At 43.4% G+C, this 12,413-nt stretch carries 12 protein-coding genes; 7 read left to right on the top strand and 5 right to left on the bottom strand.

Features of this window, described 5'->3' with window-relative positions; all coding sequences use genetic code 11:
* Positions 1-57: 57 nt before the first annotated feature.
* Positions 58-813 carry a glutathione S-transferase N-terminal domain-containing protein gene (locus A3735_RS18620; RefSeq protein WP_068507339.1) on the bottom strand — a complete coding sequence of 252 codons (756 nt, stop codon included), beginning with the start codon at positions 811-813 and terminating at the stop codon, positions 58-60.
* 197 nt (positions 814-1,010) lie between these two features.
* Here A3735_RS18620 and A3735_RS18615 point away from each other — a divergent pair, with 197 nt between their 5' ends.
* The 5 genes from A3735_RS18615 (at position 1,011) to cysG (ending at position 5,864) form a co-directional block, all read left to right on the top strand.
* The gene (locus tag A3735_RS18615) at positions 1,011-2,429 is read left to right on the top strand and encodes an L-serine ammonia-lyase (protein WP_068515102.1); all 1,419 of its coding nucleotides are present in this window, start codon (positions 1,011-1,013) and stop codon (positions 2,427-2,429) included.
* Between the two features lie 35 nt (positions 2,430-2,464).
* Positions 2,465-2,641, top strand: coding sequence for a PCP reductase family protein (locus tag A3735_RS32615; protein WP_082865032.1), 177 nt, complete (start codon positions 2,465-2,467; stop codon positions 2,639-2,641).
* 85 nt (positions 2,642-2,726) lie between these two features.
* Positions 2,727-3,095, top strand: coding sequence for a fluoride efflux transporter CrcB (gene crcB, locus A3735_RS18610; protein WP_068515105.1), 369 nt, complete (start codon positions 2,727-2,729; stop codon positions 3,093-3,095).
* Between the two features lie 62 nt (positions 3,096-3,157).
* Positions 3,158-4,432, top strand: coding sequence for a serine--tRNA ligase (serS, locus tag A3735_RS18605; protein ID WP_068515108.1), 1,275 nt, complete (start codon positions 3,158-3,160; stop codon positions 4,430-4,432).
* A 31-nt stretch (positions 4,433-4,463) separates the two neighbouring features.
* Entirely contained in the window at positions 4,464-5,864 is a 1,401-nt protein-coding gene (gene cysG / locus A3735_RS18600; RefSeq protein ID WP_068634485.1) for a siroheme synthase CysG, read from the top strand.
* Between the two features lie 73 nt (positions 5,865-5,937).
* Here cysG and A3735_RS18595 read toward each other — a convergent pair whose 3' ends face one another.
* Complete coding sequence (locus A3735_RS18595; protein ID WP_068509085.1) at positions 5,938-7,002, bottom strand: 3-deoxy-7-phosphoheptulonate synthase; 1,065 nt, start codon at positions 7,000-7,002, stop codon at positions 5,938-5,940.
* A gap of 246 nt (positions 7,003-7,248) precedes the next feature.
* Here A3735_RS18595 and A3735_RS18590 point away from each other — a divergent pair, with 246 nt between their 5' ends.
* Both A3735_RS18590 and A3735_RS18585 read left to right on the top strand, forming a co-directional pair.
* Positions 7,249-9,081: a DUF1631 family protein gene (locus tag A3735_RS18590; RefSeq protein ID WP_068552758.1), complete on the top strand. Its 1,833-nt coding sequence runs from the start codon at positions 7,249-7,251 to the stop codon at positions 9,079-9,081.
* 14 nt (positions 9,082-9,095) lie between these two features.
* Entirely contained in the window at positions 9,096-9,476 is a 381-nt protein-coding gene (locus A3735_RS18585) for a PilZ domain-containing protein (protein ID WP_068509088.1), read from the top strand.
* Between the two features lie 17 nt (positions 9,477-9,493).
* Here the strand turns inward: A3735_RS18585 and A3735_RS18580 are convergent, their stop codons facing one another.
* From A3735_RS18580 to A3735_RS18570, 3 genes are all read right to left on the bottom strand, one after another.
* Positions 9,494-10,633 (bottom strand): alpha/beta fold hydrolase, encoded by a 1,140-nt coding sequence (locus A3735_RS18580; protein WP_068509080.1) that lies wholly within the window; start codon positions 10,631-10,633, stop codon positions 9,494-9,496.
* A 145-nt stretch (positions 10,634-10,778) separates the two neighbouring features.
* Positions 10,779-11,570, bottom strand: a complete 792-nt coding sequence (locus A3735_RS18575) for an enoyl-ACP reductase (RefSeq protein ID WP_068509078.1) — start codon at positions 11,568-11,570, stop codon at positions 10,779-10,781.
* 101 nt (positions 11,571-11,671) lie between these two features.
* Positions 11,672-12,413: ATP-binding cassette domain-containing protein (locus tag A3735_RS18570; protein ID WP_156499749.1), on the bottom strand; the 742-nt coding region annotated here is incomplete at its 5' end.

The following is a 12,413-nucleotide window of genomic DNA, read 5'->3' as shown; positions in this document are numbered from 1 at the left end:
TAGCGCTTATGGCTAACTAAAGAAAATAAGAGGCTATATATGCTGTGTCAACGCGTTTTATTGCGCGTAAGTGGACTCTAAATAGCGAGCAATTTCTTGAGACTCAAACATTTCTGTTCCGGTATTGGGATCAATAAGAAACGGTACTTGCACGTTTCCATGTTTTTTAAAGAAATCATCGCGCTTGGTGTTTTCTAATGGTTGATAAGCGCCAATGCTGAAGCGGAAGTTTGCCGGACCCATATCAGCTAGTTGCTGCTTGCCCAAATTGATCAGTAAGTATGGCAATTCAAGTTCGCATAGTTTTTCTCTTACTACACGAGAAAAAGGGCTGGATTCGAAGCTATATAGCGTCAATGGGAGTTTAGCCGCTTTTGCAGGGCGCGCGTGGACACCTGCATTATTACGTAAAACACTAGCCAGTTTGGATGCCGTATCATTCATTAAACTGCGGCGGAGTTGCTTAGGGACTTCCAAGCCCCTGTACTCTTTAAATAGGTAAGTAACAATTTCATCGCGGCCAGCAATATTGAGGTCAGTGTTGGGGTCGAATAACCTTGGGAGCGTCTGGCTGCCGGATTCTTGTGCAAGTTTTTTTATATCACGCCCACCGATTGGGCAGGGGGCTACCATTGCATCAAGGTTGAGTTCGGTCAGTGCTTCCCTGACAAACCGACATTCCGGGCAACCTTCTCTGTCGAATATAACCAGCTCCTGCTCAGGTTGTATTGCAACCTTGCTCGCTGACGTGCCACGCCAAACACGTAGTGTTGATGCAAGGGTAGACGTGGTGATGTCGAATAAGTTTTTCATAGCGATCCTCCATAATAAGCACGGCTGCATTGTAAGGCTTAATCGTTTGTTTGTCATAGACAAATATCGGCTGTGTCTACCCATAAATTATTATATGAGGCTGTAAGTTCAGGCTGAGTTACGGGTTTAAGGCTATAATAAGATGATTATGGTTTGTTGCTACCTGCATAGAAAGAAATCACGCGTGAGGTTGTATTATGTTCACGAGTATTACAGATCTATTTAAACTAGGTATTGGACCTTCCAGCTCTCATACTAATGGCCCTATGATTGCCGCAAAGGACTTCGTCACTAAGATAAAGGCTATAAATCCCACCTTTCTTAAAGGCAAGCGCCTTAATCTTAGGTGCCGCTTGACAGGTTCCTTAGCGTATACGGGTATTGGTCATGGTACAGATACGGCAATCCTTCTGGGTCTCAATGGCTATTCGCCGGCACAGGCCGCTAAGCTTTCATTCAACGGTAATTTAGAAAAAGCGATTGATAGTTTTCAGCAAAAAAACTTTATCGAAATTGTTCAAGGTGTGTGTGTAAACTTTGGCCCAGCGTCGGGAATAGAGTTTGATATGAAGCTCGTGTACCCGGAACATCCGAATGGTTTCAGCTTTACGCTATCAAGTGCTGGTGAGAAAGAACGGGTCATTTTGTCTGAAACGTACTTTTCCGTTGGTGGCGGTTTTATTTTAACTAAAGATGAACTTGCCGATAAGAGTAAGCGCCAAAAGGAGAAAAAAGGGAGGCGTAAAGTGCCGTTCGGCCACAGCCAGAAACATACCTATTCAAACATGAGTGAGTTGCTGTCTATCGCCGAGAAAGAAGATAAAAGCTTTGCAGTAATTCAGATGGAAAATGAATGCATGAGTAGTGCTGAGAGTGTTACTGAGGCAAATATTTGCACAGTTAAGGAGGCGATGTTTGCAAGCATAGAACGTGGTTTATCTGCTGATGGGCAACTGCCCGGAGGACTGTTATTAGAGCGGCGTGCAAACAAGTTATATTCCGATCTTAGCGCGAATCCCAGTAATGCTAGTGTCAATGATTGGCTTTGTGCATACGCAATGGCGGTCAATGAAGAGAATGCTGCGGGACAAGCAGTCGTAACCGCGCCAACAAACGGTGCGGCGGGTGTAGTCCCAGCATTGCTTTATTATCTAACCAAGCATGAAGAGATTTCAGAATCTAAGTCACGAGAGTTTCTGCTAACTGCGACAGTCATCGGCGCGATAATTAAAGATACTGGCTCTATATCGGGGGCTGAGGTCGGTTGCCAAGGGGAAATCGGTTCTGCCTCAGCGATGGCGGCAGCTGCTTGCTGTGCTGTCATGGGGGGGACTATTTGGCAAATAGAAAATGCAGCAGAGATTGCCCTAGAACACCATTTAGGTATGACTTGCGATCCGGTAAAAGGTCTTGTTCAAGTACCTTGTATAGAGCGGAACGGATTTGGTGCCATCAAAGCCTATGCGGCTGCGTCACTTGCGATGCACGGTAACGGTAGCCATTTAATTACCTTGGATAATTGTATTGCGGCGATGAAGCAAACTGGTGAGGCAATGTCAGAAGAGTTCAAGGAAACCTCTCAGGGAGGGTTAGCAGTCAGGTGGGTAGACTGTTAACATTATCTGAATAAATTAGGTATGGGAGATAAAGGATGACAGAAAGCGCAATCGTTTGGCGCAGTTGCGCAAAGGCACGCTTGAAGAAGGTCCCTTTTTTCATTAGGCCATTTGTAAAATCCCGCGTAGAAAAAGTTGCCAGGGCTCGTAATTTAACAGAGATAAATGAGGGCTTGCTAATTGAAATTAAACGAAAAGAAATGCCCGGTTAGAGTGGGAATATTCGTTTTTTCGGTGTGTTTTATCGTCTTTTCGCGGTAAACTCTGCGAGTGTTATAAAGGAACCTCAAATCTCTAATGAATCACTTGTTACTGATCGCCGTTGCTGGCGCCCTGGGCGCGCTTGCGCGTTATGGGCTCGTTTCCCTTGTAGGCTCTCGAGCATTCCCTTGGGGTACTATGACCGCGAACATTCTAGGCTCATTATTGATGGGCTTTGCCTATGTATATATCGTTGAGAAAAGTATCGTTCCTGCTGACATGAAGCCTTTCGTTATGACCGGGTTTCTTGGCGCGTTTACGACGTTCTCTACTTTTTCGCTTGAGGCCTGGCAATTGCTGGATCGTGGCGAAATATTAATTGCTGCATTTTATATTATAGGTACAACACTGATTTGCATTGTCGCGCTATTTGCCGGGGTGCTGATCTCGCGCGCTAGCCTCTAAGAATATTAAATACCAAAACATTACTAATTTAACGACTAAACATTAACGCAAGAATTTTATTTATGTTAGATCCAAAACTCGTCCGCACCGAAACCAATGAAATCGCTGAAAAGCTGGCAATAAAGAAGTATAAGTTTGATACAGACTTGTTTTCATCCCTAGAAGAGTCGCGTAAGCAAATACAGTCAAAGACTGAAGAGCTTCAAAATGAACGCAACACTCGCTCAAAATCGATTGGTAAAGCCAAAGCGGCCGGAGAAGATATTGCGCCACTAATTGCCGAAATGGATACAATTGGTGCTTCTTTAGAATCTGCAAAGGCGGAATTAAGTGAAGTGCAGGATCAGTTAAACGATTTGCTTGCAGGCATGCCTAATATACCAGACTCTGAAGTGCCTGAAGGTAATTCTGAAGATGATAACGTCGAAGTATTAAAGTGGGGTGAGCCTGGAAAATTTGATTTCGAGGTTAAAGATCACGTAGCTTTAGGTGACATCAATAAACAATTAGACTTTGAAACTGCAAGTAAATTGACCGGTTCACGTTTTGTGGTGATGCGCGGACAGTTAGCCAAGCTTCATCGTGCTTTAGCGCAGTTCATGCTTGATACGCATTCAGCTGAAAATGGTTATGAAGAAGTCTACCTTCCTTACGTTGTTAATAGTGACTCATTGTTCGGAACTGGTCAGTTACCGAAGTTTGAAGAAGATTTATTTAAATTGCATGCAGACAGAGAGTTTTACTTAATCCCGACGGCAGAGGTTCCTGCAACCAATATTGTTCGCGATGAGATTATCGACTCGGCCAAGCTGCCTATCAAACTTGTTTGCCATACACCATGTTTTAGAAGTGAGGCTGGATCCTATGGTCGTGATGTGCGCGGTATGATTCGTCAGCATCAATTCGACAAGGTTGAGATGGTTCAGATCGTTAAGCCGGAAGATTCAGCCCAAGCACTAGAGGCCTTGACGGGACATGCTGAAGGTATTTTACAAAAGCTGGGTTTGCCGTACCGAAAAGTATTGTTGTGTGGTGGTGACCTGGGCTTTTCTGCTGTGAAGACCTACGATCTTGAAGTTTGGCTGCCCGGACAGAAAGCCTATCGTGAGATTTCCTCTTGCAGTAATACAAAGGATTTTCAGGCTCGTCGTATGCAGGCTCGATACCGCTCTCCTGAAATGAAAAAACCACAACTTGTTCATACTTTAAATGGTTCTGGTCTAGCGGTCGGTCGTACGATGATTGCGGTGATGGAGAACTATCAGCAAGAAGATGGTTCGATTAAAGTTCCTGAAGTGCTTGTTCCTTATATGGGCGGACTTGAAGTCATTGCTTAGTTTATCAACGGTCTGTAACTGAGGAGTCACGATGGATTTTTTACCACTTTTTTTTAGTTTAAAAGGTAGTCGTGTCCTTGTGGTCGGAGACTCCGCAGCTGCTGCACGTAAAATAGAAGTATTACTTAAAACCAAGTGCAAAGTACGCTTGGCTACAGACACTCTGACCGATCAAGGCTTAAAAGCATTGGTCGAAACTAATGACATAGAGCGTGTTTCGCTGACTGCAGAGAGCCCTAATAATGATTTGGTCTGGGGGCGTATCAGCTTAGCTGTCGCAGCGTCTGAAGATAAGGTTGTTAATGAAGCTATAGCAAAGACTGCTAAGCAGAGAAATATCCCGATTAACGTCGTTAATCGAGTAGATATTAGTGATTTCGTATTTCCTTCTATTATTGACCGCTCACCTGTTATTGCCGCGGTATCTAGTAGTGGTGAATTGCCTATTTTAACGCGTTTGGTTCGTAGTCGTTTAGAGGCAAACCTTCCACATGCTTTTGGCCGTATGGCGATGATCGCTAAAAAGTACCGGCAGCAGGTACGTGAGGGTGTTGATGGTATTAATGCGAGAAGGCGCTTTTGGGAAAAACACTTGGAAGGTAAGTTCTCTGAGTTGGTTTTTTCAGGAAAGGAAGAAGACGCTGTTGACCTATTAGAGTCTGCCATTGAAGATCTTTCTTCTACTGCGCCAAGTAATGACGGTGAGGTTTACTTGGTCGGCGCAGGGCCCGGAGATCCCGACTTATTAACGTTCAAGGCTTTGCGCTTGATTCGCCAGGCAGATATCGTTTTGTACGATCGTTTGGTATCTGAACCAATATTAGAGCTTGTCAGGCATGATGCGGAGCGTATTAATGTTGGAAAGGAGCGTTCAAATCACCTTGTCCCACAAGAGTCGATTAACGAATTGCTTGTTAAGTACGCAAAGCAGGGTAAGAGAGTACTGCGTTTGAAAGGCGGCGACCCATTTATATTTGGTCGTGGTGGCGAAGAAATAGAAACGCTGGCAGAAGAGGGAGTGAGTTTCCAGGTTGTGCCAGGAATTACTGCTGCATCGGGCTGTTCCGCTTATTCAGGCATACCTTTAACTCATCGCGACTATTCTCAATCGGTACGTTTTGTTACTGGCCACTTAAAGAACGATACTTGTGATCTTCCCTGGCATGAATTAGTTCAGGAGAATCAGACCCTGGTTTTTTATATGGGCTTAACGGGGCTTGCAACCATCTGTTCATCTCTGATTGAGAATGGGATGCGTACTGATAAGCCTATAGCTCTGGTTTCCAAAGGGACAACAAGGCATCAAAAGGTTTATGAAGGAACGCTGTCAACTATTGTGGATATTATCAAGAACCAAAAGGTTGCCGCTCCGACTTTAATTATTATTGGCGATGTTGTTAGCTTGCGCGATAAGCTGAAATGGTTGGAGTGACCATTTGTGCTTATCAATAAAAAAGCCGCTCAGATTGAGCGGCTTTTTTATTACTTTAAATCGTTTGAACTGTTTATCGCTTAGGTAGCACGTCTTTTAGTTTCTCGTGCATTTCCAGTAACGATTTTTCAGTTGTCTCCCAGTCGATACAAGCATCGGTAACTGATACGCCGTACTCAAGCTGAGATAAATCTTCAGGAATCGATTGGTTACCAAACTTAAGATTGCTCTCAACCATAATGCCAACGATAGATTTGTTGCCGTCGATGATCTGATTGCAAACGTCCTGCATAACCAGTGGCTGCAGGTTAGCATCTTTGTTTGAGTTTGCGTGGCTGCAATCAATCATTATGTTCTTACTAAGTTTTGCTTTCTCAAGTTCCTGCTCGCATAGTGCAACGTTAACTGAGTCATAATTAGGTTTACCGCCACCACCACGCAAGACAACGTGAGAATATGGGTTGCCTTTAGTGCGAACTACCGATACTTGTCCTTCGCGATTAATCCCTAAAAAGCTATGAGGGTGTGATGCAGATTTAAGTGCATTCATCGCAACGCCAAGGCCGCCGTCTGTGCCATTCTTAAAGCCGATTGCAACTGACAAACCGCTACTCATTTCGCGGTGTGTTTGGGACTCTGTGGTACGCGCACCAATAGCAGACCAGGAAATTGTATCTTGCAAGTATTGTGGTGAGATTGGATCAAGTGCTTCGGTAGCGGTAGGTAGGCCCATATCGCAAATGTCTATTAGTAGTTGGCGGCCAATATGCAGGCCTTCTTCAACTTCAAATGAATCATTTAGGTGAGGGTCATTGATAAGACCTTTCCATCCAACAGTTGTTCGAGGTTTTTCAAAATAGACACGCATCACGATGTACAGGGAGTCAGATACTTTGTCGGACAAAGCTTTCAGCTTTTTTGCGTATTCCTTAGCAGCATCAACGTCATGAATTGAGCAAGGGCCAATGACGACAAAAATTCGATGATCCTTTCGGTCAAGAATATCGTTAATTGTCTGACGCCCATTTGTCACAGATTCGATTGCTTTTTCTGTAAGTGGAATCTCTTTCTTTAACTGCTCGGGTGTGATTAACACTTCGTGAGAAGCGATATTTACGTTATCTAATTTGTTGCTCATTTTCTCTCAACTTATCCCAAAAACTATTAGGCTGCTTGATTCGTGAATTCTAGTGCAAGAATAAACCTGCTATCCAAGGTTGTTTTTCTAACGATAGACGGAACTGTAAAAATTAAAAGTAATGTTGCTGGATACAGGGATGGATTGCAATGATGTAGAGCAACTAAAAATGTATTTTTTTACAGCGTATTGAATATAGATAACTATAATGAAGCGTATGGAAAAAATTAATGCAGTAATTTCTTCGTGAGCCGCCTTAGTAATGACTTGAGTTTTGTGAGGGCTTTGTGTCAAAAGCTACGTGTGCCTGAGCTTAAGTATCTACAGGATTTTGGCACTAGTACCGACAAAACTCTAGATTTAGAGGGTGTTCGACAGCACTTTGTCTTAGAAGTAGGTCAGTACGAAGTGAGCTTGTTAGATCATCTAAAGAAGCATTATGAAGGCGCACAGAAAAGTGGCGTTAATAATATTGCTTTTATCTTGGACCGTTGCTTCGACGTTTGGCTCCGCAAGAATTGCTTCCCCCATGAAATTGCGAACATTTTATCTGTCTGGCGCTTTTCATTATTTACGATCATTTTTCTAGAGCAAAAAAAAGTTTTTCAGCAAGAAGGGGTTGACCAAAAGAAAATACTTGCTTCTGTCATTGGCTTGCTTGAACTGATAGCTACAGACTGTATTGGCTGGAGCGCCGTCCCCGAGCGTTCCAAGCACTTACTTCTTGAACAATTGAATGACGTCAGCACTCAAGTAATAGCAAATCTCCATTCAAACCTGGAGCTGATTGAGGATGCTGAACTTAAGTGGAAAGACTTCCAAGATAAGCAACGCTCAAAGTTTACAAAGGTTACTCAGCGTCTAATCGAGTCAGAGTCTCAATTATGCTGGAAACGTTTCAGCTTTTGGTGTGCACAAAGCTACATTGATTCGGTTTTTGCACGTAAAAAACTTCCCGAGAGTTTACAGTGCTTTCTGGATTCTTATTGGCTTAACAGTGTGGCTGTACATTTGGTATGCGAAGACGGTCTTCATGTGCGTCTGGATGCCGAAATCGACAAATTGACCCAGTCTTTGATGAAGGCCTTTTGCCAGCAGGGCAAGGCTTTATTTCAGTTAGCTGATAGCTTGGTTGACGATCTCAAGAAGGTTCTTGATAGATCGAATATTGCTTACGACGAAAGCATATTCAATGCCTTAGAAGAAAGTATGGTTTCATTGCTTAAACAAGAGTTCTGCGATTCTTTTGTTCCCTATACTTCAGTACCGACTGATATAACACTTAATGAACAATTTAGTCATTTCGATATCTCAAGAATATTATATAAAGATGAGGTTGGTGATAGCTCCGTACCTCAAAATGATTCGGTAGAAAAACTCAATCTTGAAGAAAGTGACTGGTTTGTAATGGGTACAGACCAAGCTAGTTCACCTTCAATGATATTATTGAACCGCTTTGACTATGCTGGCTTGTTTTTGTTTGGTAATTATTTGGGGATGAAAACGGGCATATATACCCGTCAGGAGTTAGACCACTTGCTCAATCAAGGTGAGATTAAACCTTACAAGCAAGGGGAGTCATTCTCTGTTGTGTTTAATGCTTGTGTTAAGGGGCTGATGCGAGTAGCTGATTCACAGCAGAAAGCCAGAATCGCTGCCGCCGAGAAAGCGAAAGAAGAAGCAGAGAGACTGCTCGAAGAAAAACGACTTGCCGAAGAAGAGGCAGAAAAGAGAGCGCAGGAAATTGCCGAACGTACTAAAGAACTACTTAAAAGGCGCGAAGATAAGAAAAAAGCCCAACTTGAAGTATCAGCACTAGCGAAAGTACAGAAATTGACTATAGGTGCTTGGGTCTCACTTACGATTGGTGACCAAGCGGAGCGCTATAAGCTAGTAGTGAAGATTGCTGCGAGTAGTAAATTCATTTTTGTTGATAAGCTCGGGATTAAGAAAAAGGAATATAAAGAAGTTGACCTTGTGGACCTTGTTGTGACAAACAAAATGGAATTTTTGAGCGACGGAGCAGAATTTGAAGACAGCTTGCAAAGGGTTGTAAGCCGATTGCGTATGGCAAAATAAAAATGGTTACTAGCATGAATGATGAAGACTTAAAAAAGTACTTTGATATTGATGAGAAGCGAGTAGAAGCGCGTTTGAACGTTGATGCAGATATTTATATTGAAACAGTGTCACGTGAACCTGGGGATGATAGACCTGCTCACGTTGTACAATGTGAATGTGTTGATTTGTCCGCGAATGGCCTTCAAGCCTATGTCGATGAACCTCTAACGCAAGGCGCTATTCACAGTCTTATAATTGATCTGCCAGAACAAAATAAAAACTTCAGGTTAACCGCAGAAGTGAGATGGGTAAAACCATATAAGTCTGATTATCTAACCGGCTTACTACTTTACGATTCCGATGGGACTGAAATAGTAGATTGGAAGTTTCTGATGTCAAAATACCTTAACTAATACGTAAGGCTTTTGAACTACTCCGCGTCTTCCATTTCTTCAAGCTCTGTGCCAAACAGTGAGTCTTTGTCAAATTCGTTCAAGTGGTCTTCGATTGATAGGCCATTGCCTACACCGTTATTAAGGCTTGGTACAGGTTCTTCGTTAATGAATGCCGCAGCATCAGCAGCCGTTAGTTCTTTACCTTCTTCCATTAGCGCGTGGCCGTAGTTTGGATAGGTGACCAAGGTTGAGTTAGGCAGCGCCTTATGCCAGCGTTGCGCATGGCTAGGGTCTCCCCACTTATCGGACTGACCCCACATGATAAGCGAAGGAACTTCAATTTCGCTGAGATCGAGCAGCATGCCATGCTCCATTAAAGCACGGACAAGTTTCAGCTGTTTGATGTTGGTCGCGTGGGTACCTTCAGTTTGGGCAAGGTGCAGATACCTCTCGGTTACGGCGCGCGATGGTTTTTCCAGACCATAAAAGTCTTGAACAATTTCAGTGATAACGCCTGAGGGTTGTATGTATTTGCTGAATATATCCATGCCAGACGTTGTGGCATAGTTAAGTATCCATGGTAACTCTTGTTGGAATCCTTTAGGGCTAATTAGTACAAGCTTATCCAATTTTTCGGGGTGCTGCAGACCCGCGTACTGTGCGGCCAAATAACCGGAGTAGGAACTGCCAATAAGCGAAAATTTATTTATGCCAAGATCTTCAATAAAGTATTCAAGTGTGTGGACAATGTAATCGCTCGATAAATTTTCGGCGCAAGTGTCTGTACTATCAGAAACACAGTGTGGTGCGCCAGTAAGCCCTGATCCTGGCAGGTCTATTGCGATCAATCTAAAGTCATTACTCAGAATGTCGATCCAATCCTCCCAAGCATGAAGTGAGGAAAGTTCGCTGTGAAGTAGAAGTATTACAGGGCCTTCGCCTACGTCGCGATAATGGATTTTTGTATTAAAGTCGTTTTCGATCCACTGGGAGTCACTATAACTATACTTGCTCGTAATGTACCAGTCAGGTAGCTCGGAAAAGCCAAGAAAATTAGACAAGGAGGTCGAAGATTGAGACGCCTGCTTGATGTTTGCGCAGCCGCCTAGACTTAGGGCGAAGGTAAATGTCAATAGGACAAAAGCAAGCCTAATGCGGTAAAAAAGACGTTCCACTATACGTATCCATCACAAAAATTAAACGTCGCACAAAGATGTACAAGGCATGTACAAAAGCACTTCTCAAGGACTGCATAGACTACCAGTATGTGCTTACCGTTTTCAGTGACGTAGTCCTTAAAATAGCAGTTATCTAAGCGGTTTAGCTTTCTTCTAGTGAACGCATGCCGCTAGTATTAAAGCCACCATCAACAAATAATACTTCTCCGCTAATTCCGCTAGCTAGATCTGAGCATAAAAAAGCAGCAGCATTGCCAACTTCGTCAATAGTCACGTTACGTCTAAGTGGTGTTTGCTGTTCATTTTCAGATAGCATTTTTCGGAAGTTCTTAATGCCGGATGCAGCCAATGTACGAATGGGGCCAGCTGATATGGCGTTAACACGCGTTCCTTCAGGCCCAAGGCTACCGGCCATATAACGAACGTTTGCTTCAAGACTGGCCTTTGCCAAGCCCATTACGTTGTAGTTTGGCAAGGTTCTTTCTGAGCCTAAGTAGGTTAGGGTTAGTAATGACCCATTTCGCCCTTTCATTAACTCACGGCTTGCTTTCGCCAAAGCAACAAAGCTATAAGAGCTAATATCATGAGCGATTTGAAAACCTTCACGGGTGGTTACATCAACATAATCACCGTTTAGTTCGTGGGCGGGAGCGTAGCCTACGGAATGCACGATTATATCAATGCCATCCCACACCTTAGCAATCTCTTCGAAGACCTGAGAAATTTGCTCGTCGTCGGCAACATCGCAGGGTAGAATTAGCTTTGATCCCCATGCTTCACCAAACCCTTCAACTCGCTTTTTCAACTTCTCGTTTTGATAGGTTAACGCTATTTCTGCGCCTTCTCGGTGAAAGGCATTAGCGATACCGGTTGCAATCGATAGCTTGCTTGCAATGCCAACTATAAGAACTTTTTTACCTGCTAAGAAACCCATAATCTATTACCTGGAACCAATTGAAAGTGCTGTCTAAGCGAGAAGGTAGCTCGCAATTAATCTATGCTGATGTTAAGAATATACCACTTGCTGAGATATTTTTATGAATAAAAATAGGCCGCATCTAATAAGTTTTTTGTATAGTCATGTTGAGGTGCGTCAAAAAGAGTTTCACAGTCGTTTTCTTCGATAACGTCTCCATGGCGCATAACTAATACTCTGTGACTTAATGCTCGTACGACTGCGAGGTCGTGACTAATGAATAAGTAGGCGATTTGGTACTTTTCCTGAAGGTGTCTCAGCAAATCTATCACTTGGTTTTGGACAGTACGATCTAAAGCAGATGTTGGCTCGTCGAGTATTATTAGCTTGGGCTTAAGGACGAGCGCTCGTGCAATTGCAATTCGTTGCCTTTGTCCACCGGAAAACTCGTGTGGATAACGATGGCGCATGCCCGGGTCGAGTTCGACCTCTTCGAGCACTTTAATGATTATTTGTTCTCGTTCGTCAGGAGTTCCAATGTTATGTATTTCTAAGCCCTCGTTAATGATTTGCATAATTGACATGCGAGGACTGAGGCTGCCATAGGGGTCCTGAAAGACAATTTGCATTTCTTTTCGGAAGGGGCGGAATGCTTGTTGGTCAAGATTGTGAGTGGGCTTACCTTCAAAGAATATCTCACCTTCACATTGCTGAAGTCTAAGTAAAGCGAGGCCGAGGGTGGTTTTTCCGCTGCCGCTTTCGCCGACGATACCAAGAGTTTCGCCTGCTTTTAGTTTTATTGAGATGTCTTTAGTTGCCTTTAAGAACTCAAGAGGCTTGCCCCAGAAACTTTTCTTAGTA

The sequence above is a fragment of the Oleiphilus sp. HI0061 genome, assembly GCF_001635675.1.
This window is presented reverse-complemented; position numbering and strand designations above follow the sequence as displayed.

Excerpts from the sequence above, each read along its gene's own strand:
- A3735_RS18620 (WP_068507339.1), bottom strand. The coding sequence starts at position 813 with ATGAAAAACTTATTCGACATCACCACGTCTACCCTTGCATCAACACTA.
- A3735_RS18615 (WP_068515102.1), top strand. The coding sequence starts at position 1,011 with ATGTTCACGAGTATTACAGATCTATTTAAACTAGGTATTGGACCTTCC.
- A3735_RS32615 (WP_082865032.1), top strand. The coding sequence starts at position 2,465 with ATGACAGAAAGCGCAATCGTTTGGCGCAGTTGCGCAAAGGCACGCTTG.
- crcB (WP_068515105.1), top strand. The coding sequence starts at position 2,727 with ATGAATCACTTGTTACTGATCGCCGTTGCTGGCGCCCTGGGCGCGCTT.
- serS (WP_068515108.1), top strand. The coding sequence starts at position 3,158 with ATGTTAGATCCAAAACTCGTCCGCACCGAAACCAATGAAATCGCTGAA.
- cysG (WP_068634485.1), top strand. The coding sequence starts at position 4,464 with ATGGATTTTTTACCACTTTTTTTTAGTTTAAAAGGTAGTCGTGTCCTT.
- A3735_RS18595 (WP_068509085.1), bottom strand. The coding sequence starts at position 7,002 with ATGAGCAACAAATTAGATAACGTAAATATCGCTTCTCACGAAGTGTTA.
- A3735_RS18585 (WP_068509088.1), top strand. The coding sequence starts at position 9,096 with ATGAATGATGAAGACTTAAAAAAGTACTTTGATATTGATGAGAAGCGA.
- A3735_RS18575 (WP_068509078.1), bottom strand. The coding sequence starts at position 11,570 with ATGGGTTTCTTAGCAGGTAAAAAAGTTCTTATAGTTGGCATTGCAAGC.